The organism is Paenibacillus sp. LT-B23, from assembly GCF_059417685.1.
Window position 1 is genome coordinate 218,233 of sequence record NZ_JBSQBM010000007.1, and the last position, 24,562, is coordinate 242,794.

A 24,562-nucleotide genomic window follows, 5' to 3' on the forward strand; every position below is an offset into this window, starting at 1 on the left:
CCCGATGCAGTAGAAAAGAACATTACGCAGGTTGATGCGTGGTGTTCTTTTTTTGTGCACCGGAGGAATCATTCTATATATTTGTACTTTCGAGCGTTGGAAATCAAATTATGAAAAATGCTGAACTAAAAATTCAGCCGTCTTGCGTCTTTGAAAGCCTTCAACCCAATGTCCGGTAAACGGATAAATTTCAATCGTTTTCGCTGATTCAATGCGGTTATAAGCGGCGAAAATCGTCTCTGGCATACACACAGTATCCTTAAACCCTACCGATACCATGACCGGTATACGAATGCGATAAGCAAGATTCATCACGTCAAAATAACTTAATGTATGTAGTACCTGCTCCAAATGCTCCGGGAATCGGTTGGCGAATTCGGCAGCTTCCGTCAGTGAACTGGTAGAATTCATCATACCAAAATCCATATGACACATATTAGGAATATCCGCTACCGTAATGGAAGCTTTATCGCTGAGCGCCGCCACCATTAATGCAAGTCCGCCGCCTTGACTGGCGCCACTGATTGCGATTTTAGCTGAATCGACATCCGACTGCTCCGCTACCCAATCTACGGCTCTAAGGGCATCGGTTGTAATCGTTTTGTAGTAGCAGGTATCCTTGTCCAATATGCCTTTCGTTACCCAACCTTTAACGGTACCATGGGGATCATCCAGACGGTCTCCCGTTTCTCCCCCCTGACCACGTACATCTACCGCTAATACAGCGAAGCCAAGCATGAGCCAAGAGGAATAATCTTCAGGGTAGCCTTTTCCGCCTGTATAGCCATGAAACAGAACGATACACGGCAGCTTTTGATCTCCGGCAAATCGGGGGCGTACATACCAGGCATGCAGCGGCGTATCATCGACACCCTCAAAAGTAACCCGGTAGGCAAGGATATGAGGATACGGTGTTTCTACGGTAGCTTTGAACGCACGTACTGGTTTGGCGTGGACTTCTTCCAGTGTTTTATCCCAGAATAAATCTATATCCTTCGGGGCGGTAAGATCGGGCCGATACTGCTTCAATTCGGCAATTCTTTTCTCAATAACATTCATAATCAAAATTCTCCCTCATATAAAATGAATCTCTCCTTAAGCTTTACCCGGTAAAGTTGACTCCTCCAGCTCTCTCAGCAGTTCAAATGCTCTTTCATTAGTGCTTCCGCACGTATCCTCATCAGCATGGAATCCACTGCATACAACTGGGCGCTCAGGTTTGCCAAACAATCGGCAACGGTAATCGGAAGTGAGCTGAGGGCAAGGAACACCAGCTGGTTTTCCATCAGGCATGCCGGGAATAGGGGAAGAAATCGTAATGGCAATACAGCACGCGGCGCATCCTACTCTACACTCCAGTTGGGGTCACTCCTTAATAATCTGTTATTTTTGTAACTTATGCATGAAGTGACATTAATGAAGCCATAATGTGAGGATGGCACAAAAAAAGCAGGAATACAAGGATAAACGCATATTAGACACACTTTTCACACAAGGGGTATAAATAGTCGTAGAGGCACGTAGGATGGTATCAAGCCCCTAAATCAGCATTCCGTTCGGTGGTAATATTAACCACTTGTCCTTTATGTGTTCAAAAGGAGTTCGAGTGGTTAATAATAGAACACAACGATAAAAACTTAAACGAGGTGACGCAAAATGAGTTGGTTATGGGCATTGATTGTTGGTGGTATTATTGGTTGGTTGGCAGGAATTATCGCAGGTCGTGATGTTCCGGGTGGCGTGATAGGTAACATCATCGCTGGTTTTATCGGCGCATGGTTGGGTAGCTTGATTCTGGGAAACTGGGGTCCTGAAATCGGATCGTTCTACATCGTTCCTGCATTAATTGGTGCGATTGTGCTGGTCGTGATTGTAAGCTTGATCTTCCGTTCCGTTGGACGGAGTAGAGGCTAACTTTACGAATCATTGAATAGACTAGCCCCTATGGGGCACAAGGCTAAAATGGAAAGAAGCTGCTTCCGCAAGGTTCGCAAATGAACCTGTGGGAGCAGCTTTTTTTGTGAAAAAGTGACGGCTTTTTCCTATTGAAACCGCCTGATATGAGGAACATTTAGAACGCCCAGCACGATACACATACCGATGGTTGCAAACATGCCAATTGTGAACATACCACCAAGCTTATCCGCCACAGCACCTACTGCTAGATAGCCGACAGGGAGCAGAGCAAAGGAAAACATCAGATCCAGACTAGCTACACGTCCAAAAGACTCGGCTGGGACTAATTCCTGAAGACTTGTCTCCCAGATAATCGCAAATATCATAATGCCAAATCCTTCGAGCATCATGCTCATAATCAATCCTGGCATCCAGGTGACTATAGACAACAATAGTAAAGCAAGACCGCTGACAAAAGCTCCTAAGTAAGCGAGCAGGCCGCGATGCTTCCAATGCTTGCGTGACCCATATACAAAAGCCCCCAGCATGGCGCCAATGCCGCTACTTGCCATCGCAATGCCGTACACGACTGGACTGTAGCCATGATGAACCTTGAACAGCCAAGGAATGAGTACAGCGATAATGCCTGAATAACAAATATTGATGAAGGAAAAGGCAAGAATCGTAATCCATAGCCAAGGGTGGCTTTTGAGAATGGTAAAGCCTGCGATAAAATCCTTGAGAAAATGCTGTCCACCCTGATCTTGCTGTTCTGCATCTACCTGACCTTTGCCGATGATGGAGGCCAAATGAGCGCTCAGCATCCAAAAACAGGCAAAAGATATCAGATAAGTGATAGAATCCAGCCCAAAGCCGATACCTGGTGAGGAAAAGGATACAATGAAGCCTCCTAACGGAGGGCCAAGTAGACGGACGGCTTGTATACTGATCTGACTAAGCGCGTTGGCTGCATTGCGTATGTCCGGTGTGAACACCTGTGCACGTAAGGCAGAATAAGCGGGATTAAAGATACCGTCCATCAATCCGTACAACGCAAGGCCAACGAAGAGAAACGGCAATTTCATCCCGCCCGTAAACATCAGCACCGCCGCAAGGAACATCAGCCCAAACCGGGCGATATTCGTAAACAGAAGGAGACGGATTCGGTCAATTCTGTCCACGATCATTCCTGCGAAAGGCAGAATAAGTACGTTTGGCAGCATATAAACAGTCATCGCCAGTCCCATGATAGTAGTCGAGCCTGTTAGGGAATAGATAATCAGTGGCAAAATGACTGTGGTGACCGAGCTCCCCAACATTGCGATCCAATGTCCAAGCCACAACAGGGTGAACGCTTTGGATTGTTTTAAAGGTGAAGTGAAGGTAGCCCAGGCCGAGTGACTTCCTTCGGGTGAAGTAGAGGAAAAGGTTGAATTTTGGGTATCCATGATCACACTCCGGTAAATAATACTAAATTTCATATTGAAGCTTATTATACGAAATCTCTAACGTAAGGGTACAGAAAAAGTTGCTGTGAGGGGAGTTGTAATGAATAGCTTGCCAATGAAAGAGTCAACCTAGAATAACTTTAGGCTGCAAATGATATATAACTTACTTTTTGCATAGGGATTATTGGATAAAAGCATTGACGCGTGAAAATGAATGATGTACTATTCAATGACCAGCTGTGTGCTAGGTTACCAAGAAAAAGGGAAAGAGTGTGAATACCATGAAAAAATTTAGTTTTTTTCCAATTGTACTCATCGTGATGGCATTGCTGGTTTCGGCCTGTGGTAACAACGATAAAGGCGCCAATACCAATAATGCATCTAACGGAGATAACGGATCTAATAATGGAAAAGCAGATACAACTGCTACAGCTACTCTTGAATCTGTAAAAGCGAGCGGCAAGCTAAGAATTGGCACGGAGGGCACCTATGCTCCGTTTACCTACCATGATGCTGCTGGTAAACTGACAGGCTTCGATGTCGATATTGCGACCGAAGTGAGTAAACGCCTGGGTGTACAACCGGAGTTTATCGAGACGCAATGGGACGGTATATTCGCAGGGTTGAACTCCAAGCGGTTTGACACGGTGTTCAATGAAGTATCCATTACAGATGAGCGCAAGCAAAAATACGATTTTTCCGATCCTTACATTGTCTCCAAGGCGGTTCTGATCGTGAGCGAAGACAATACGGACATCCAGAAATTTGCTGATCTAAAAGGGAAAAAGGCTGGGCAGTCCCTGACCAGTAACCTGACTCAAATCGCGAAAAGCAACGGTGCGGAAATTGTGGCAACAGAGGGATTCAACCAAGCCATTGACCTCCTCACTTCCAAACGGGTGGATGCGACCGTCAATGATGGATTATCCTATCTCGATCTGAAAAAGCAAAAGCCTGACGCACCAATCAAAAAGGTGGACGAATCTCCAGATGCTTCACACAGCGCAGCTGTATTCAATAAAGGCAGCGAAGATTTGATCAAGGAAGTAAACAAAGCGCTGGCTGATATGAAGGCTGACGGTACGTATCTGAAAATTTCCGAGAAATATTTTGGAGCTGACGTATCCAAATAATAAATGAAGACCAAACGTTCGCCAAGTCGAACCGAATCTTCTCAAACCTATCTTTTCAAAGGATGTCTGTACAATGGATGATCGTCAAATACAAATCATTATCGATTCATTATTGCCTCTGCTAAAAGCAGGGGTTTCTTTTACGATTCCGCTTACGCTTATCTCCTTTGCTCTTGGACTCGTACTGGCGCTGATTACAGCGTTGGCCCGGCTGTCCAAATGGAGAATACTCAAGCTGATTTTCGGCTTCTATGTATGGGTGATTCGAGGAACTCCTTTGCTGGTGCAATTGTATATTATTTTCTATGGTTTACCTTCCGTGGGTATTACACTGGACCCGTTTATTGCTTCAGTGATCGGCTTCACCCTCAGCGTAGGGGCTTATAGCTCTGAAATTATGCGTGCGGCTATCATATCCATTCAGGAAGGCCAATGGGAGGCGGGATACTCTCTGGGTATGACGCGCTGGCAAGTATTGCGGCGTATCGTGCTTCCGCAAGCATCCCGTGTGTCCGTACCTCCGTTGGCTAATTCATTCATCAGCTTGGTGAAGGATACCTCACTGGCTGCGACCATCACCTATGTGGAAATGTTCAGAACGGCTAACCAGATTGTAGCTACCACATACGAACCGCTATTGGTGTATACCGAGGCGGGGGTTATTTACCTGCTGTTTAGCACTATTTTGACTGTGTTACAAAATTACCTGGAGAAGCGACTAGGCCGTTTTTCCGTCAGATAAAGGAGATTGTACCGGTGATCCAAATTCGGAATATACACAAATCGTTCGGCTCGCTGGAAGTGCTTAAGGGTGTTGACGTGACGTTGGGTAAGGGGAAAGTGCTTGTTATCATCGGTCCTTCCGGTTCTGGTAAAACAACGCTTTTACGCTGCTTGAATTTGCTGGAAATTCCTGACCAAGGAGAGATCCAAGTAGGGGATATTGCACTGAATTTTGCGAAAGGAACGAAGCTCAGGCAAGAAAACATTTTGGCGCTGCGCAAGCGGACAGGGATGGTATTTCAATCCTACAACCTCTTCCCGCATATGACAGCCGTACAAAATGTGATGGAGGGACAAGTCACGGTTCAGAAAAAGAGCAAGGATGAGGCGCGCAAACGTGCATTGGAGTTGCTTAAAAAAGTGGGGCTGGCTGATAAAGCGGAATCCTATCCGCATCAGTTGTCGGGAGGACAGCAGCAACGAGTCGGTATTGCCCGGGCAATGGCGGTCGAACCTGAGGTACTATTGTTCGACGAGCCGACCTCTGCGCTTGACCCCGAGTTGGTAGGCGAGGTGCTCAAGGTCATGAAGCAACTGGCTGCCGAAGGGATGACCATGGTCATTGTCACCCATGAAATGAAATTTGCAGCTGAGGTCGCGGACCATGTGATTTTGATGGATCAGGGTGTAATCGTTGAGCAGGGTACGCCGCATGAGGTTCTGGAGCAGCCCACCAGTCCGCGGGCTATTCAGTTTTTGAATCGTCTGAGCGGGGAAGCGGAATAAAGGGAATTACAGTATTTATTAAAATAAGCGTTTAGACTGAATAAAAAGGCAGCTACAGCCGGGCATTGAAAAATAAAGCCTCGCACCAGTAGTTGCCTTTTGCTCATCAGTTGTCCTCTTTTATTTCAATTTTAATGTTAGCAAAAAAGTAATCAACAGAATACAACAGCCTGCTATGAATGGAGCGAACAGATTTGCATCAAACAAAAATCCCGCTAGAGTAGGGCCTAAAATATTCCCGACACTCATATAGGCGTTATTCATACCAGCTACATATCCTTGCTCATTCCCGGCCATCTTCGATAATTGTGTATTAAGAGCTGGACGAAGCATAGCTGTGGCAAAGAAAATAAGGGAAGTGACAAGGAAGATACTCCAAAAATCTTTGGCTAAGAGAAATAAAATATAAGCAACTGAGGTGAAAAGAAGCGATCCTTTGATCACCCTTTGTTCACTAAACTTATTGATTATTTTAGCAACAAATAATGCCTGCATACCGACTCCAATCACAGCACCTACGGTCAGAATGACAGCAATATTTTGCGGTGAGAATTGGAAGCGTTTCGTTACATATAAACCAAGAACAGATTCAAAATTAGCGAGTCCAAAGGTCATCACCAGGACAAGTACAAAGAGCATCGTATATTTTGACTTCAACGATCTCACGTATTGTTTGTAAATAGATTCCTTCTGAATAATTCTTGCCCGCGCTGCTTTCATTTGCTCTTTCGATAAACTTTCAGGCAAACAAAACACTGAAAAAATAACAGCAGCCATAGCAGCACCTGTCGCTGCGTAAAGCGGCACTCTCGTTCCATATCCTGCAAGAAGACCACCCAGTCCAGGTCCAATGACAAATCCGAATGACATGGATGCGGCTAGCAAGCTATTACCTTTGGCGCGTTCTTCGGTTGTTGTAATGTCCGCTACATATGCCATCATGGGTGGAACAATCAGGGCTGCTGCCATTCCTTCCAGAAGTCTTGAGGTATACAGCATCCACAGCTCATCTCCGATAGCAAAGATAAATTTAGCTACAGCAAAAACAATGACACCTACGACGATGAATACTTTTCTCCCATATCGATCAGACAGTTGTCCAGTCATTGGAGAGAGTAGGAATTGTGTCATGCCATAGGCTGCTACTAATAATCCTATCGATTGCCCACTGGCTCCAAACTCAATGATCAGTTCTGGCAGGATGGGGGTAATTAAACCAACGCCCACCATAACGATGAAGATATTAATCATTAGTTCCAAGTATTCTTTTCATGCAAAAAACCTCCTTATCCATTGGTTTCTGGATAGGAGGTAGACGTGCGAACAGGAAGATACACTGCTCCCGTCAAAGAAGCAATGCTCTTATCGTTAATACCCAAAGCCTACACTAATCCTATCCAGAAAATTCGTAAGATTACGATTTTTTCCTTTGGTGGAATAGGATTAGTAGATCATTGGCTTAAAGTCACCCTTTCGATACTTTATTATTTATAAACGTAACATAAATTTCTTGATAAGGCGATGAAAGGATAACTCAGAAGAACCCGACTCGTCCTTCGGCCACATTTTTTAACCAGTCCTGCTTACGGCTCTTATCGAGCTCGCCTCGCATACCTTTGATAATCAGTTCAAAATCGGCTTTTCCCTGCTCATGCCACTCCAGAGCAGTGCTGACATACAGTTCTCCGAGCTGTGCCAGCGAAAACCCGTCAGTCATGGATGCCGCCTTCTGTGTACCTGTTTCCCCTGCAAAAACAAGGAAGTTGCGCAGCTTGAGATACGCCAGTCGCAGCGCTTCGTCAGGCAGACTGATTTCATAGGCGCGATCGAAACGACCTGCCCGGTTCATCAGACCCGGGTCAATTTTTTCAGGATAATTGGTCGTTCCGATCAGGAAGATGCCCTCCTTGGAAGTAGCACCATCAAGCGTATTCAGGAAAAAGGAACGAACCTCCTGCGGCATGGAATCAATATCTTCAATGACCAGTACCATCGGAGCCAGGCGGGTAGCCGCCTCGAACACCTCTTTGACCGATTCACTGGTTGTATACTCCGTAATTTGCCAGTAGGCAGCCGGACCCGGTACGCTGCTCGCAATTGATTTTACAAGTGTCGTTTTGCCGTTGCCCGGATGACCGTACAGCAGAATACCGCGTTTGTATGGAATATTATAAGTCTGATAGAAGGTACGATCTGCTTCAAAAAACTGATCGAGTGAACGGAAAATATCCCGCTTGATTTCCGCTTTCAAAATAACGTCATCCCGCGTAATGGCACGGGTAATCGGCTCCGCCTGCCGGGATAATCCGCGGCTTGTGTCCGTAAAGACGGTGACCCGCTTCATGTTCTGCTTGCGTTCACGTCCGCGTACCCCCGCGAGGAAGCCTTGCAGTTCCTGATCGCCTGTCGCAAATACGTAATCTTCATTATATACGCCATTTTCACGGAAAAAGGGAACCCGCGCCAGCGCGATGCCCCACTTGGGATAGGCGAATACATTATTACGCATCGACAGGTGCACGCCGTACTCTGGAGTCGGCCCGTCATCGTCATATTGGATGGTGCGTTCCTCCAGGCGATCAAAGACCCGTGCCACATGCTCCAGATCCAGGCTGCCTGAACGAATATCCTCCTCCAGCAAATCCCAATACTCAATATTGGGATCGTCGCTGGCATACAGCTCATATTTTACGCCATAGCGGTTATATAGAGCTTCACTGATGCCGTCGATCAGACGGGCATAAGCGGCATAGCCAGTAATGCGCCCATCCGTACGTTCATCAAATTTATAAATAGCCGGTGTATCTATACTCAAATTATTTGGCTCCTTTCAGGGCGGCCAGCGGCTTACATTTGGCTACAACTGCTGCGAGTCCTGCCCCGGTGACACTTTCAATAATATCATCTACATTTTTGTAGGCTTGTGGAGATTCGTCGAGAATGCTTTCCAGTGATGACTGATTGACCACAATCTCGTCGTCTGTCCCTACACCAAGTGCTCCGGCAAAATCGTCCACACTTACGAGCCGTTTGGTCGCAGAGCGTGAACGGATACGGCCTGCTCCATGGCAAATGGAGTGGAAGTTACCCTGCCCGCCCGGCAGACCGACCATAATATAGGAGGACGTACCCATAGAGCCGGGAATCAAGGCCGGATGTCCTGTTTCCCGGTAAGGTTTCGGATTGTCGGGATGTCCGGCTGGAAGAGCGCGGGTAGCCCCTTTACGATGCACAAACACGTTACCGTGATCCGGGTGGGATTCCTCCCAACCATAATTGTGCATCAGATCGTACAAGGTGCGCAACTCGCACTTTGTACCAAAGACATCACGGAAGGCTTCACGCACGGAATATGCGATCAAATGTCGGTTCACCACCGCATAGTTCAGCGCCGAGTACATCATATTGATGTAATGTGCAGCTTCGGGATGTTCCAGGGGGGCAAATACCAACCTTGGATCAGAAGTTCCAAGCCCAAGGCGACCCATTGCTTTGGCAATGGCAGACGAGCTGGTTTGGCTGACCGCTCCACCCCAGGCACGTGATCCGGAGTGGACCATAACGGCAACCTGACCGTCGAACATCCCCCAGGCTTCGGCGATTTCACGGTTGTGCTCGGCAATCTCAATCGCCTGAATTTCAACGAAATGATTGCCTCCACCCAGCGTGCCAAGCTGTCGGTGAGCCCGGTGCCACGTGCGATCTTCGACAAGATTGAGTACCTCTTCATCAAATGAGAATTTACTGTGCTCTACATGGGTGAGTGAGGTTGATTTTTTAGGCGTGTAGCTGTCTGGAATATATTTATTGGGTAACCCATGCAGGCCCTTGCGTACAATATGCTCCAGTCGGATATCTGAATAATGTCCCCGCTGGTGGGCTTCCATCGGCAAATATTTATCAATGGTCTTGACCAGCTTGCGGCGCAGCTTGGTTTCCTTCAAGTCGTCCTTGTACAAATTCGTCAGGTGTACGCGCATGCCGCAGCCGATATCGCTGCCAACGATGGAGGGAGATACATAGCCGTCCTCCATTCCCCATACCGCTGTCGTGCCGATGCAGGTTCCGACGCCTACATGCACATCCGGAGTATAGCCCATATAGCGGATACCGGGAATTTGTAAATTGTTATTAGCCATCTCGAACACTTTGTAATCCAGCGAGGAGAAAAGCTGCTGAGAAGCATATACGGTCAAATCGCCAGCCGGAAGCTTCATAAGATGGCTGTAAGGTCCCTTTTCTAAGAACGAGTCTGTTGTGTGTTGTATATTCATATGGTTGGATAGTTCCCTTCTTCATGTAAATGAGGATTTTGCAAAAATCCTGAAATCTAAAATTACATACAAATTAAACTTTAAAAAGAAAATAAAAAAAAGCCGCAGACTTGTCGTCTACGGCTTCCTGCACCGAAAGTGTCATTACACGTCATGATCTATACATCATTAATACGTAAAATAACCTGTTCTTCCAATAGCATTTAGATACAAAAAAGCCTGGTTAATCACGCCGTCAGACAGCGCGATGTCACCCATCATGTCGCCCGAACGGGGCCGATGAGACGAGAATTCAAATATGTGGTTTTGTCATGCTGCCTGTCTGTCACCATCATGTAAAGCTCAGTCATGTCTGTCGGCCCCCTTTTCTTAAAGTTAATTGCAATGTTAATGGAAACCTGTGGAAGCTGTCAACCCCGAAAAGAGGAAGTATGGAAAGATGTGACTTTAATCATAGTGAAGTGTGAGCTATATCATAGTTCCAATGGCCCAAACCTGTTACTGTCTAAATATTCAAATATTCAGAGATTGTTGATGGTTTACAGGACAATTTTTGTGAGGGGGACGGAGCAAGCATGGAAGGAGATCTCCAGAAGTTTAAGGCCGACTTTTTCAAAGCATTGGCTCATCCTCTGCGCATCCGCATTCTGGAGGTGTTGAGTGAAGGGGAGCGGAACGTAAATGAGCTACAGACTGCGCTCGGTTCCGAAGGCTCTGCTGTATCGCAGCAATTGGCTGTGTTGCGCGCCAAAAATTTGGTGAGCAGCATCAAGGAAGGCACGACGGTCGTTTACTCGTTGCGGGACCCGCTCTTGACGGAACTGCTTGCGGTGGCGCGGCAAATTTTTGACAATCATCTGGTCGAAGCGATCTCGTTGCTGGAGGGTATACGGAACGAGAAGTAATGCTACTACAGAAAAGAAGGGTTACAGGGGATGAAGTGGATGGGAAGGTTCGAGGGATATAACGCAGGAGCTTTGCGAAAGGACCTGATTTCCGGAAGTATCGTGGCAATTGTGGCCATTCCGCTCGGTATGGCGTTTGCCATTGCATCGGGAGTAAAGCCGGAATACGGGCTGTACACGACCATTGTGGCAGGAGTTTTGGTTTCACTGTTAGGAGGGTCCAAATTTCAGATTGGCGGACCTACGGGCGCTTTTATCCCGATTTTGCTGGCTATTGTCATGCAATACGGTTATGAAAACTTGCTCATAGCCGGTTTCATGGCAGGGATTATGCTCATTTTAATGGGAGTGCTGAGGCTGGGAGCGTTAATTAAGTTTATCCCCAAGCCGGTAACGATTGGCTTTACGGCGGGCATTGCCGTGACGATTTTCAGCGGTCAGATTGCTAACTTTCTCGGCTTGCGCGGAGTAGAGCGGCATGAAACGTTTCTGCCTTCTATGGCAGAGCTGATCCATCGCCTGCCTTCACTGAATGTGTACAGTATTCTGACGGCGTGTATCTGTCTTGCCGCCCTCATTCTGGTGCCTAAAAAATGGCCCAAGGTACCCGGTTCACTCGTGGGCCTGCTCTTATCCACGCTGGTGGCAGTCTGGCTTTTTCCGGGTCAGGTGGCAACGATCGGCTCCGCATACGGCGCAATTCCGGCATCTCTGCCTGAGCTGCATGTTCCAGGCGTGACCTGGGACCTAATTGTGAAGCTGCTGCCGCCTGCACTTGTTATCGCAATGCTGGGAGCTATCGAATCACTGCTTTCGGCGGTGGTTGCGGACGGCATGACGGGAGCCCGGCATAACAGCAATCGTGAGCTGGTTGGACAGGGTATTGCCAACTTGCTCACACCGCTATTTGGCGGCATTCCTGCGACGGGGGCGATTGCGCGTACAGCCACAAATATCCGCAGTGGTGCCGTGTCTCCCATGTCGGGTATTGTACACGGCTTGGTTGTGCTGCTTATTCTGGTGGTTTTTGCTCCGTATGCATCCAATATTCCGCTGGCGAGCATGGCCCCGGTGTTGATGGTGGTCGCCTGGAATATGAGCGAGCGCAAACATTTTGCACACATCGTCAAGACGCGGACAGCTGACTCTATCGTACTGGTTGTCACCTTTTTGCTGACGGTATTTACGACGCTGACTACGGCTGTTGAAGTAGGTCTGATTCTGGCCGTTGTGCTGTTCGTCAAGCGTATGAGCAGTACACTTTCAGTGGATAAGGTGTTACCCGATCCTTCTGTCAAGCATGAAAAAGTCGGCGCGCATATGGTTACAGAGCAGCATGATTGCCCGCAGGTGGCGATTTATAGTGTGGAAGGTCCTCTATTTTTTGGTGCCGCTTCGGCATTGGAAAATTCGGGGATGGGAGGTCAGGCTAACCGCCAGCAAGGGATTTTGCTGCTGCGTATGGGTAAGGTTCCCTTTATGGATATGACAGGAGAATCTAACTTTACCACATTGATTCAGAAATATCGGAAATCCGGTGGAACGGTGCTTGTTTCCGGCCTTCAGCCGCAGCCTCTGGCATTACTTCACAAAACCGGATGTTACGACATGATCGGACATGATCATTTTTTCGAGCATACAGGAGAAGCCCTCACCGCAGCCATAACACTGGTGGATCGGGATACATGTCGCGGGTGCAGCCAAATGGCTTTTCGGGAATGTGCTGCTCTATGCGGCAGATCGCAAGCACTATCAAAACCATCCATTTCGGATGGAGCTGTTCCGGTTCCCATACCTGTAAACAGCGGCAGATAGCCCTCTCTGAACTCTTCTATTGGAGTGCAGAACGAATGCTGAAAAATCTCTTTTATTTTTACGATTAGCAGTGCGCCCTCAAGATTAGCACCTGCTCGTAAAAACGGAAGAGGTTTTTTGCTTTTCTAAGAAAAAGGGAAAAAATTCAAAAAAATGCTTGTATATCTGTTTTTATGACATTATACTAGATTCAAAAGATACCAATTGTATCATTCTTTTGTTTTAATTTGGTTTTTAATGCACAGATATTAAACCCCTCGATAACTTCTAGCTTCCTACCCTACTTTTTCTTTCACGTTTTTCTCTTACTTTTTCCAAAGCGATATAAGCTGAATTTTAAAAATTTACATGGGAACGAAGTAGGCAGAATGGTGCTGTACGAGCATCAGCGGTCACCTTTGCCCAAAGGATTACTGTTTCTTTCGGTCCTGCCCTCTTGGTTGTTCACCACAGAATCATGACCTATGGATTCCATGCTAGAATCTATATTTTTTGAAGGAGGTGAGGGCCAAAGGCTATTTTGTGAGCTTTTCACGCGGCTGTCGGCAGGTTGTTCTTGAGAACTACAAAACCAAGTAAAGGGAGATGGAAAGTATTGATTAAGTCGAAAAATATCAAAAAGACGTTATCGGCTAGTTTTACTGCTATTCTTGCTTTTTCTCTGATTTCTCCGGTGTACGGAGATGCGAGCACAACCACCGCGGCAGGAGCTTCGACCATTTCCGCCAAGGTTTCAGCCAAGCTGAACCAGCAATTCAGTGACAGTGAGTACGTCACCTATCTGGTTAAATTAAAAGATCAGGTAGATACAGAGTCGGTTGCCAAGCATGCTTTCCAAAAGGCTTCCGCAGACCAGATTTCTCCGGCTGCCGCTAAGCTTTCTGTACGTACAACGGTTGTGAACTCTCTCATTGATACTGCTAAAAAATCTCAACAGCCTGTGGAAGAATACTTAAAGAAGGAAGTCAATAACGGAGGCGTTAAAAAGTACAAGAGCTACTTTATCGTGAACGCGCTTGCGGTAACGAGTACCAAGGAGGTACTGGACAATCTGGCCACACTTCCTGAGGTAGACAAAATTTTACCGGATGAAACGCGCGAGCTGCAAAAGGTTGAAATAGATAAGGATGCCCAGCCAGCAGTCGAGGAAGCGACAGCCGAACAAGCTGCTGTAGACACGGCTGTAACGGAAGAGAATGCACAAAAATCGGTGGAGGAATCCGTATATAAGGATGCTGTAACGCCGAGCCGAGCCGAATGGAATATTTCCAAAATTAAAGCACCACAGGTTTGGGCCAAAGGCATTGACGGCAAAGGGGTTGTCGTTGCCAATCTCGATACAGGCGTAGAGTACACTCACCCGGCGCTGAAAAGAAAATGGCGCGGCTTGAATGCTTCCGGTCAAGTCGTGAATCCAGAGCTGAGCTGGTATGATGCGGTTAACGGAGCATCACTGCCAACAGATTCAAATGGACATGGTACACATACGATGGGGACGAGTGTTGGCTCGGACAGTAACGGTACGAATGAAATCGGGGTTGCTCCCGGTGCCAAATGGATTGCCGTACGGGTATTCAACCCGTCAACGACAGACTCCATCCTGCTGGACGGAGGCCAGTGGTTGCTGGCTCCAGTAGACAAAAATGGTAAGAAGCATCCTGAGCTTGCGCCGGATGTGGTGAATAACTCTTGGGGCGGCGGACCTGGACTGGATGAATGGTATCGTCCAGTCACCAAGGCGTGGAGAGCGGCTCAGATTTTCCCTGAGTTCTCCGCAGGCAACACGACACTATCAAATCCTGGCGGACCTGGGTCTGTAGCTAATCCGGCGAACCTGCCGGAAGCCTATGCCACAGGAGCGACTGATGTTAACAACAAGCTGGCGAGCTTCTCGCTGCGTGGTCCTTCGCCATATGGAGAAGTGAAGCCTGAGATATCGGCCCCTGGCGTAAACATCCGTTCCTCTGTTCCTGGCGGAGTTTATGAGGGTGGCTGGAACGGTACATCCATGGCAGGCCCGCATACGGCCGGATTAGCGGCATTGCTGCTCCAGGCCAAGCCATCCTTGACAGTGGATCAACTGGAGGATGTTATTTCGAAAACAGCGACGCCGCTGACAGACAGCCAATATAAAACTTCACCGAATAACGGCTATGGATATGGCCTGATCGACGCGTTGGCTGCAGTCAATTCGGTACTTAACTAGAATGGTCTGATCGTGTTTTAGAAAGACTTCGGAAATCCCTTGAAGCGGCTCGTCCAGAGATTTGCATACACCTGCTAACCGGGTAATGCAACATTTACGCAGCCGCTATAAAGGGGTTTTCGTACATAGAAAATACAAAAATTATAAATTTCAAGGAAATTGCAAAAAAATGACTTGTATATCTGTTTTGATAACTTTATACTATCCATAATATATGTTTTTATATCAATTTTTAATATAAAATGTAACGATATAACATGTCGTGTTATAACATGTTCTCTCTTCGACATTCTCCTGCTTGTTCTCCTTGGTATCTGCTGAATTTCATCGCACGCTATCTTTGATTCACAAACTCATCTATGAAATACATTCACCTATGAAATAAACTCACCTAAGAAAATCCAAATCGTTTATATATTCTACTTTCGAGCGTTGGGGATCGAATGATGCAAAAGGCTGACCTCTATATTCTATGAAGGAGGTGGTTGCCAACCATATCATGTTGTGCAGCCCGTAGGTTTGATGTGCAAGGCATGAGGTCTTACTCTCGGACAGGTTATACCAGAAATATTAAACCTAGTAAAAGGAGTGGAGAAGTAATTGATTAAACCTAAACGATTCAAGAAACCACTATCTATCGGACTATCTTTGCTTATGGCCTTTTCTTTTGTCCAACCCGCTTTGGCGAATAACACCCCGGATGGCTCCAAGCTGGAGCTAAAATCAGGCTCGCACAAGGTAACGACCGCGAAGGTATCCCCTAAACTGACCAAACAGTTTGAGGAGAACAACTATGTAACTTATCTGGTCAAATTAAAAGAACAGGTAGACACAAACAAGGTTTCCAAAAATGCTCTCCAAAAGGCCTCGCTTGAGAAAATAACACCCTCTGCCGCCAAAATGGCTGTCCGCAGCAATGTGATCAGCTCTCTGCGTGAAACCGCTTCAAGAACCCAATATGGGCTTGAAAATTATTTGGATAAGCAATCGGAGAGCGGTGGAGTGAAGGAATATAAAAGCTACTTTATTGTCAATGCCCTGGCGGTCACAAGTACCAAGGAGGTGCTAGACCATATTTCGCAGCTGCCTGAGGTAGACAAAATTTTGCCGAATGAAACACGTTATCTGCAAAAGGTGACGGTTGACAAGCAGGCAGAGGGGACAGCCGCCAAAACTGCTGAAACAGCGACAGCAGACACGGCAAAATCTGCAACCGCAGAGAAAGCTGTAGAGCTGGAAAAGGACGATAGTAAAACATCGGCGAAGCCCGGCAATGCAGGTAAGAACGCTGTAGACCCATCTACCGTGGAATGGAATATATCACATATTAATGCACCCCAAGTATGGGAACAAGGAATCGACGGAACCGGAATCGTCGTGGCCAATCTCGATACAGGCGTAGACTATACTCATCCGGCCCTGCATCGCAAATGGCGCGGTCTGGACGCGGCAGGCAATGTCGTGAATCCCGAGCTGAGCTGGTACGATCCGCATAGTCATGCGACGTTGCCGGTCGATCAGGAAGCGGATTCCCACGGTACGCATACGATGGGAACGATGGTCGGCTCCGAGGAAAATGGTACGAACCGGGTCGGCGTTGCGCCTGGCGCGAAGTGGATTGCCGTTCGGATTTTTAATCCGGAAACGACGGATGCAATTATACTCGACGGTGGCCAATGGCTGCTTGCGCCAAGGGATGCTCAAGGCAATCTTCATCCCGAGCTTGCACCGGACGTGGTGAACAATTCGTGGGGCGGCGGACCTGGCCTCGATGAATGGTTCCGACCTGTGGTTCAAGCATGGCGGGATGCACAGATATTCCCTGAGTTCTCCGCAGGTAATACATCTCTTTCGAATCCGGGCGGTCCTGGATCGGTAGCGAATCCAGCTAACTACCCGGAATCCTTTGCCACTGGAGCAACCGATCTCAATGACAAACTGGCCAGCTTCTCCCTGCTGGGACCGTCGCCATATGGCGAAGTGAAGCCCGAAGTTTCTGCACCGGGTGTAAATATTCGATCATCCGTTGCTGGCGGTGCTTATAAAGGCGGATATAACGGAACTTCCATGGCGGGCCCTCATGTAGCGGGACTTGCGGCTCTGTTGCTGCAAGCGAATCATTCGCTTACCGTGGATCAACTGGAAGAAATTCTGGAAAATACAGCTACACCACGCACGGATAGCACATATCCGACCTCTCCGAACAATGGCTACGGACATGGTGTCATTAATGCATTGGATGCAGTCGGCTCTGTCGTCCAGGGCTTGGGCTCCGTATCCGGTAAAGTTGTAACAGGTGGAGATGATCTCGAAGCGCCTGTTCTGGAGCATACACCGTCTGCTGCGGCATTCGAGGGCATTGATATACCTCTGACTGCTCATGTAACGGATAATGTCGGCGTGACAGCGGTTGAGGCATTTGCCAGAACAGCGGGTACGTCAAACTATGTATATATTCCGTTGGAACGGACCTCCGGCGACAGCAAAGATGGTACATATCAAGCGTCCATCCCGACTTTCTTGGTGGATAGTGCCGGTCTGGAATACTATATTCGCGTGAATGATTATGGCAATAATGGTTTTGAAACCGAAGTGTACAAGGTTAATGTCTCCAAAGGCGTCAAACCTGGCTATACACAGGATTTTGAAAAGGATATTGCCGGTATCAATGTCGGTGGACAGGGTAGTGTCTGGAAATGGGGAACCCCGGTAAGTGGCCCAGGAAGTGCACATTCGGGAACGAAGGTCCTCGCGACCAATCTCGAAGGTAAATATGAGTCCAACTCTAATAGCTATTTTCTGGCTCCTCCGATTGATCTGACCAACAGTCCCAAAGGGGCATTGCTCAGCTTCAAGCATTGGTACGATATCGAAAACAATTCTGATTTCGGCAAAGTATATGTAGCCACCACCAACAATCAGAATGCATTTGAGCAGGTATTATCATTTACAGGCACCAGCAACGGCTGGAAAACACAATATCTCGATCTGCGAGCATTTGCAGGTCAGAAGGTATACCTTCTGTTCAACTTTACAAGTGATAATACGATTGTAAAAGATGGCTGGTATATCGACGATCTGTCGATTCAGGAACCGGATACCGTTGCACCTGCCGCGCCAAGCAATCTGACTGCCGAAGCGGATACAGTCGGCAACGTCTCGCTGGCCTGGAATGCTTCATCCGATGAAGACGTAAAGCAGTACAAAGTGTATCGCTCCACCCAATCGGGCAAAAATTACACTTCGTTGGGTACAACCTCTGGACTGACCTTCACCGATACGATTACGGTCGGCGACTCGACCTATCATTATGCAGTGGCGGCCGAGGATTACAGTGGTAACGAGGGAGCCAAGTCGAATGAGGTTTCACTGAGAGTAGAAGTGCCGGATACGCTGTATAGCGATTCATTTGACGGCAACTCGGATAATGGCTGGACTCATTCTGGTACCAAGGATGAATGGGAACGTGGCATCCCCAAAGAAGTGGGACCAGAAAGTGCAGTATCCAGACCAAATGTATGGGCAACCGATCTCGATAGTAACTATGAGAGCGGAGCTGACTTTTCGCTGGTTTCTCCAAAAATTAATTTGAATGGTGTGCGGAACGCGACACTTACCTTTAACCACTGGTTTGAAATTGAGTCCGGCTATGATTACGGTTATGTGGAAGTGTCCAAAAATAATGGCGACACCTGGACCGAGCTGGGCAAATTCTCTCATAACACCAATGGGAAAAAATGGACTCCAGTTTACTACAATCTGGATAGCTATACCGGCAATGAGATTCAAATTCGCTTCCGCTTGAAATCGGATAACAGTGTGAACAAAAACGGTTGGTACATTGACGATTTCCGTGTGCTGGGCATTCCAGCTTCGACAGTGACCAAGGATGTAGTGCCTGAGTCGAATATCAAACTGGAAAAAGCGGAAGAACAATTCCCGCTGTACAAGATTACAAGTACTGAAAAGAGCGAATTTCAGGAAAAAGTGAAGCCGGCGGAAACAGCGGTGGACAGTGGACGTGTCGGTCTCGAAAGTCTTCCAGCCAGCGCCACAGTTACCGTACTGGAAACCGGACGTTCGGTGAAAACAGACCCGACTACGGGTAAATACAGCTTCATTCACGTAGCTGGTGATTATACGCTGAAGGCTGAAGCCTATGGCTATGAGCCTCAAACGAAGCAGGTCACGATTGAGAATAATAAAGTAATCAGAGCGAACTTTAGTCTCCAAGCGGTACCTCATGGTACGATTCACGGAGTCATTACCGATAAGCAATCCGGTGAACCGATCCGAAAAGCGAAAGTGCTTGTGCTAGAGGATGCACGCATTGCTCCGGTTGAAACCAATGAGGCTGGAGAATTTACGCTGGATGTGCTGGAAGGGACCTATACATTATCCATTGCAGCAGAAAATTATTACAGCGACAGTGTCACGGTCACAGCACCTCCGAACGGCAGTGTGGAAGCGAATGTCACATTGAAGCCATTTATCGGCTTCCAGGGGGGCATTGCTTACGATGACGGTACCGGGGAAAATGCCAGAGCCTTTAACGCCGCAGGCAACTCCTGGGCAGTCAGAATGACACCTGAATCAGAGGTGGCTCAAGTGACAGGAGCGTCGCTTCTGTTCTGGAATTCAGCCTTCCCGAATCCGGGAGGAACGGCTTTCAAATACTCCGTCTATGATGCCTCTGGTGCGGCAGGCGCACCGGGACGTCTGCTGGCTGGTCCATTTGACGGCACAGCCGTTCGGGATGAAACACAGTGGACGACCGTACAATTCCCTGAACCCGTAACGGTTCAAGGCGACTTCTATATCGTCTATACGCAGCCAAGCGCAGGCACGCAAGCTCCGGGTCTTGCTACAGACGAGAGTGGACCCAATGCGCTTCGTAGCTGGCAAGGTGTAAGTGGCGCATGGAGCCAATCACCGGAGGATGAGGGCAATTACATGATCCGGGCGATCGTCAGATATCCGGTTAATGCGCCAACGATTACAACACCGACCAAGGCAACGTATACGAAGGAAGAGACAATTACCGTTACAGGTACTTCCCCGGCAGACGGGGCGGACATCCAGCTCTTTAACGGTAATGAACTGGCTGGCACAACCAAGGTGAAGGATCGCCAGTTCAGTCTGGCGGTCGATCTTCAGCCGGGTGCCAATCCACTGAGTGTTCAGGCGGCGGTATACGGCAAAGTAACAGATCGTTCCGAGCCTGTGGTCGTCATACTTGACCAGACTAAACCGGGTCTGATCTTGACTTCGCCAGATGAAGGAGCTCGTACAAATGCGGGTGTCGTCAGTGTAACCGGTACAGTTTACGACGAGTTCCTCACCGACTTGACGATTAACGGTGAGCCAGCCGAATTTGGAAGTGACGGCAGCTTTAACAAGCGTCTGCTTATCAATGAAGGAGAAAATCAAATTACGGTAACGGCCAAGGATCTTGCCGAGAACGTAACGACGGTTACCCGTTCAGTGTATGTCGATACAGCTTTGCCGAAGCTGGAAAATATCAGTCCTGCTGAGGATGTGCGTATCACTCCAGGGCAACCGGTGCAGGTATCCTTCGACAGTGCGTCCGGATTGGAGGCATCCTTCCGTGTGGAATTGCCTTTCAATCTGACCACCTTGGCCCGAAACGAAATTCCGTTAAACGAAACTTCGTCAGGTCATTATGAAGGAACTTACTTCACTTCCTCTTCTCTGAGCCTGGAAGGCGGAGTCATTGTGATCCGGGTAAGGGATGCAGCAGGAAATGAAGTGGAGACGGAAGCACCCGGAAGATTGTATGTAACGAAGGGTGGAGGACAGGACCCTGATCCGGATCCACCGACCTCTAACGAGAAACCAGTTGCGATCATTCAGGCGAATGATTCAGCCAAGAAGAACAAGAACGTTCAGTTTAACGGAAAAGCCTCACGTGATGTAGACGGCGAAATCGTCAGCTATAGCTGGAACTTTGGCGATGGCGATACAGCGTCAGGCTCCAAGGTAAAGCATAAATTTACCACAGCCGGAACGTATACCGTAGAGTTGACGGTGACGGATAATAATGGCGCAAGCGGTAAAGCTGCGCATACCATCACGATCCGTTAATAAGGTGCATGGAATGTTTCTTTTAAAATAACAACAGAAGACCCACAGCAAGCCACCATTTACGGGGGTCTGCTGTGGGTCTTTTTGAATTGTGGAACAGGTCTGGAAGCGATAGAATAAATAGAAACATATAAAGTGAATCTATTCACAATACTATTTTTTAGACAGGAGAGAATCATATGATTCATTTGGAAAAAGAAAGTGGGCGTATCCGCCTTGTGCTGGATGCCTATTTTATGGGGGAGGACATAGTTGTACTTATTTCCGGCGGCGATCAGCCCCATCTGGGAACGATTACAGCAGGCGCCAGACTGGAGCCGATTCAAACCGTTCAATTGCAAGCCCACAAGGAATTTTATATTACCGAAGAAATTGCCGTTCGTTTGCGAAAAGAGTTTGCGGGTAACTTTGCAATTTGCTGCGGGGCGCATATGGACCATGTAACGAAGGACGAGATCCGATTGTTGACGAACATGGCTATACAATTGGGTAAAGAGCTGATCGATCAACTTAAGCAAAAACGCCTGTAACGACTGTAGCGACCTTTTTAAGAAAACTCCTGAATGAGCAGATTTCGGTATGGATATTTACTGTAAGGATACTTAAAAAGCAACGCAAAGCCATGATCCTCGATTTGTACGGATTTCAGTGCAGTGGATGGAATCAAGCTGCGGATCATCAGAGTAACCGCACGCTGGTCTTTCTGGTTGATGGCTTTGGCTAAAGCAGAAGCAAAGCATCGATTGCGTGCCAATTCGAGATACAGCGGAAAAACGGCTCTGGCGATGGCGCGGTGAACTCTCGGTTCAAATGTAAACTGCACCGTACCGGGTGGAATCGTCGTTCCGTTCGTATAATACAGCATTGGTGGCTGGGCCAAGAAGGAGATAAAATAGCCGATGCCATTCGTGCCCAGTCCTTGCTTGGCAGCAAATGGCGCTACCGAGCAGAGAAGGGCCTTCATCCGATCCAAATTGCCATGCACAACAGCTCGTGACCATTGAACGGCAAAAGCACGGCGGGTTGCAATAGCTTTGTAAAATGGCAGCATGGCGGCGGATATTTTCCTGAGTGTGTCAGCGTTTAAGCGTTTGTGAGGCGAACCCCTTCTGCGGGATGTTGCACGATATACCATAGCTCCGACCTCCTTGTCAGGATGCTCTCATGGAGCGCATTTTATCAGTAATAGGTAAAATACTGTATGCCCGATCACCACGAAAAGTGATTATGTATCCATATTTTGTTACTAATAATTAACTATTTTTAAAATTTATTGGTCAAATTTCTGATCATAGAATGTTTCTTCAATTTCTAGTGATGTCTCTATTGCTTTCTTGTTTAATAAATGTGAATAAGTATCTAATGTTATAGTTACACTTGTATGACCCCATATCTCAGAAACTACCTTTGGATGTATCCCGATGGATAACATTAGTGAAGCTGCTGTGTATTCAATTCCAAAAGATTATTTTCAGAGCATACTAACAACAATGGCACTGGTATTTTGATACCAGTGCCATTGTTCAGGCATGTATTCACTTTTTTTCGTAAACTCTGATATTTACCCTGGATAAGCTTTTCATTCAACCACAATATGATTATTATCCACAATCACTTTATTGTTACTTTTACTTTATAAGGATAAGTTTCACCATCCTCTTCAATATTAAAATGTTTAATTTCATCTGGAGTTGCGGATACAACCAAATAAACAGATTTTTCATCTCCTTGCAAATTCAATGAATTTTTCCCTTTGTTCCACATTGTAGAATATCGGGTATCCCCCGAATGCGTTACGGTAACAATGCTAGCTCTCCAATCAGCGCCTTTTGCTGTGCTTGTTCCTTGGAAATCAACGGTAACGGAAGCTTTGCTGAAATCAACATCTAAAGGAACAATGTTGTAGCCTGTCTGTTGTGGAGCCTTGTTTTCAGGGACGGTCATCCAGCCGCCTTTACCACTTTTCAGTGTTGTATATATCTTTTCATAATTGCCGTTAGTTCTCAAAAGTTCATCTAAATGTTTCAAATAATATTGTTGACTCTTGAAGTCCATAGTTACCAATCTTCTTGCCATTCCACCCAGTAATTCTTTAGTAGAAACTCCAGTTACCTTTTCCATAGATTCAAAGTAGGTCGTATCTTTTCCGCCGTAAGACAATAAATCCAACATTGCTCGATGGCCAAGTCCGTTGATGTGATCTGGATTTTCATTAATATACAGGAGAATAGGCCATGCATCGTACCAATTCTTTACATGTGGAAAATGTGATTCTGAATTCAGTATAAAGGGGGCAAAAAAGTCAGAGTCTGGACCATATACCGTTCCACCATAACTGTAGTAATCGCTACCCAAATATTCATTACGCAAGAAGTTAGCTACCGCTTCATACCACTCATAAGGGACCTCTCCTCCATTATGATAGGTAAATACATGGCCTAATTCATGAGGAACTACCCAGCTTGGTGGGTCTACACGCATCGCAGCCGGCATCATGACCATGTAAGCAAATGCATCGTTGTCTACTGACATATAAGCCCAATCTTCGTCAATCTTTTTCAGTCCAGTGCTCGCAATGTAAATGTTCGTTTTATATTTTCCAGTTAAATTTGGATTTGGAGAAGTTCCGATATCCCCCAATCCAAATTTATCCATGTAAAATGAACGGATACTTTCGAGGTTGGCCAAGTTGCCTTGAACAAATTCCCTATTTACTGTTCCAGTTGTATCTTTGTTTCCCCAAATAATTTGAAAATGCTCGGAGGTAGCACGATTTACAGAAGAATCAGATAAAGAATAAAAAGCATCTCTTGCCTTGTATTCGTCTGTATTCTTCGTACTTTCTGTAGTGATAACGCTTTCAACACCTTCAGCTTTTGCCGTTTTGGCAGTACCTAGTAAATCAGCTACTGCCCCATAGCTTGTTACATTCAATAATAATAAAACCATTAACAAACAGCATACTAGCTTTTTCATAATTAACACTCCTTTACATTATTGTAGTATATTTATTTCTTTTATATAATAACGCAAATTTCTTGATACTGAAATGAAAATATTTTAATATTTTATATTATTTTCCAATAATGTTTTGAACAGAAGAATGGCCTGCGAAATCAAATTTAAGGATAAGAGGTTTTGATTTTTTTGCTGCTGGATTCGAGTTGGCGAATGGACAGATATAGAAAAAAGAAGATTACTATTATCGTTGTGTATACTCATATAGACCTGATGTTATAATTATAAGGACAGTGGCTCTTGTCTATGTTCT

General features: G+C 46.7%; 17 protein-coding genes and 1 pseudogene. 10 read left to right on the forward strand and 8 right to left on the reverse strand.

Annotation, left to right across the window (positions count from 1 at the left end; genetic code table 11):
- Positions 1 to 108: 108 nt before the first annotated feature.
- Positions 109 to 1,059 carry an acetylxylan esterase gene (locus tag ACWXW9_RS11335; RefSeq protein ID WP_494929474.1) on the reverse strand — a complete coding sequence of 317 codons (951 nt, stop codon included), beginning with the start codon at positions 1,057 to 1,059 and terminating at the stop codon, positions 109 to 111.
- A gap of 36 nt (positions 1,060 to 1,095) precedes the next feature.
- A complete protein-coding gene (locus tag ACWXW9_RS11340) occupies positions 1,096 to 1,359 on the reverse strand; it encodes a YkgJ family cysteine cluster protein (protein ID WP_013311446.1) in 264 nt (87 codons plus the stop codon).
- Positions 1,360 to 1,656: 297 nt separating this feature from the next.
- Between ACWXW9_RS11340 and ACWXW9_RS11345 the strand changes: the two genes are divergently transcribed.
- Positions 1,657 to 1,914, forward strand: coding sequence for a GlsB/YeaQ/YmgE family stress response membrane protein (locus ACWXW9_RS11345; RefSeq protein ID WP_023989828.1), 258 nt, complete (start codon positions 1,657 to 1,659; stop codon positions 1,912 to 1,914).
- A gap of 128 nt (positions 1,915 to 2,042) precedes the next feature.
- Here ACWXW9_RS11345 and ACWXW9_RS11350 read toward each other — a convergent pair whose 3' ends face one another.
- Positions 2,043 to 3,344, reverse strand: coding sequence for an MFS transporter (locus tag ACWXW9_RS11350; RefSeq protein ID WP_494929475.1), 1,302 nt, complete (start codon positions 3,342 to 3,344; stop codon positions 2,043 to 2,045).
- Between the two features lie 281 nt (positions 3,345 to 3,625).
- Between ACWXW9_RS11350 and ACWXW9_RS11355 the strand changes: the two genes are divergently transcribed.
- The 3 genes from ACWXW9_RS11355 (at position 3,626) to ACWXW9_RS11365 (ending at position 5,986) form a co-directional block, all read left to right on the forward strand.
- On the forward strand, positions 3,626 to 4,477 hold the full coding sequence (locus ACWXW9_RS11355) for an amino acid ABC transporter substrate-binding protein (RefSeq protein ID WP_494929476.1): 852 nt from the start codon (positions 3,626 to 3,628) through the stop codon (positions 4,475 to 4,477).
- Positions 4,478 to 4,550: 73 nt separating this feature from the next.
- Entirely contained in the window at positions 4,551 to 5,219 is a 669-nt protein-coding gene (locus ACWXW9_RS11360) for an amino acid ABC transporter permease (RefSeq protein ID WP_023989825.1), read from the forward strand.
- A gap of 14 nt (positions 5,220 to 5,233) precedes the next feature.
- Complete coding sequence (locus ACWXW9_RS11365; RefSeq protein WP_068942063.1) at positions 5,234 to 5,986, forward strand: amino acid ABC transporter ATP-binding protein; 753 nt, start codon at positions 5,234 to 5,236, stop codon at positions 5,984 to 5,986.
- Positions 5,987 to 6,106: 120 nt separating this feature from the next.
- Here ACWXW9_RS11365 and ACWXW9_RS11370 read toward each other — a convergent pair.
- A pseudogene (locus ACWXW9_RS11370) lies at positions 6,107 to 7,259 on the reverse strand (MFS transporter).
- A 44-nt stretch (positions 7,260 to 7,303) separates the two neighbouring features.
- Between ACWXW9_RS11370 and ACWXW9_RS11375 the strand changes: the two are divergent.
- Entirely contained in the window at positions 7,304 to 7,480 is a 177-nt protein-coding gene (locus tag ACWXW9_RS11375; protein WP_494929477.1) for a hypothetical protein, read from the forward strand.
- Positions 7,481 to 7,520: 40 nt separating this feature from the next.
- Here the strand turns inward: ACWXW9_RS11375 and ACWXW9_RS11380 are convergent, their stop codons facing one another.
- Together ACWXW9_RS11380 and ACWXW9_RS11385 are read right to left on the reverse strand one after the other, a co-directional pair.
- Complete coding sequence (locus tag ACWXW9_RS11380) at positions 7,521 to 8,801, reverse strand: AAA family ATPase (protein WP_494929478.1); 1,281 nt, start codon at positions 8,799 to 8,801, stop codon at positions 7,521 to 7,523.
- 1 nt (position 8,802) lies between these two features.
- A complete protein-coding gene (locus ACWXW9_RS11385; RefSeq protein WP_494929479.1) occupies positions 8,803 to 10,260 on the reverse strand; it encodes an RtcB family protein in 1,458 nt (485 codons plus the stop codon).
- Between the two features lie 575 nt (positions 10,261 to 10,835).
- Between ACWXW9_RS11385 and ACWXW9_RS11390 the strand changes: the two genes are divergently transcribed.
- The 5 genes from ACWXW9_RS11390 to lpdD all read left to right on the forward strand — a co-directional run bounded on the left by ACWXW9_RS11390 (position 10,836) and on the right by lpdD (position 21,821).
- On the forward strand, positions 10,836 to 11,165 hold the full coding sequence (locus ACWXW9_RS11390; RefSeq protein ID WP_014282840.1) for an ArsR/SmtB family transcription factor: 330 nt from the start codon (positions 10,836 to 10,838) through the stop codon (positions 11,163 to 11,165).
- Between the two features lie 30 nt (positions 11,166 to 11,195).
- A complete protein-coding gene (locus tag ACWXW9_RS11395; protein ID WP_494929480.1) occupies positions 11,196 to 12,980 on the forward strand; it encodes a SulP family inorganic anion transporter in 1,785 nt (594 codons plus the stop codon).
- Positions 12,981 to 13,575: 595 nt separating this feature from the next.
- Positions 13,576 to 15,186 carry a S8 family serine peptidase gene (locus ACWXW9_RS11400; protein ID WP_494929481.1) on the forward strand — a complete coding sequence of 537 codons (1,611 nt, stop codon included), beginning with the start codon at positions 13,576 to 13,578 and terminating at the stop codon, positions 15,184 to 15,186.
- Positions 15,187 to 15,786: 600 nt separating this feature from the next.
- Positions 15,787 to 21,291: a S8 family serine peptidase gene (locus ACWXW9_RS11405; protein WP_494929482.1), complete on the forward strand. Its 5,505-nt coding sequence runs from the start codon at positions 15,787 to 15,789 to the stop codon at positions 21,289 to 21,291.
- A 179-nt stretch (positions 21,292 to 21,470) separates the two neighbouring features.
- Positions 21,471 to 21,821, forward strand: a complete 351-nt coding sequence (lpdD, locus tag ACWXW9_RS11410; protein WP_494929483.1) for a prenylated flavin chaperone LpdD — start codon at positions 21,471 to 21,473, stop codon at positions 21,819 to 21,821.
- A gap of 17 nt (positions 21,822 to 21,838) precedes the next feature.
- Here lpdD and ACWXW9_RS11415 read toward each other — a convergent pair whose 3' ends face one another.
- On the reverse strand, positions 21,839 to 22,426 hold the full coding sequence (locus ACWXW9_RS11415) for a hypothetical protein (protein WP_494929484.1): 588 nt from the start codon (positions 22,424 to 22,426) through the stop codon (positions 21,839 to 21,841).
- A gap of 476 nt (positions 22,427 to 22,902) precedes the next feature.
- Positions 22,903 to 24,267, reverse strand: a complete 1,365-nt coding sequence (locus tag ACWXW9_RS11420) for a DUF6055 domain-containing protein (RefSeq protein WP_494929485.1) — start codon at positions 24,265 to 24,267, stop codon at positions 22,903 to 22,905.
- Positions 24,268 to 24,562: the final 295 nt, after the last annotated feature.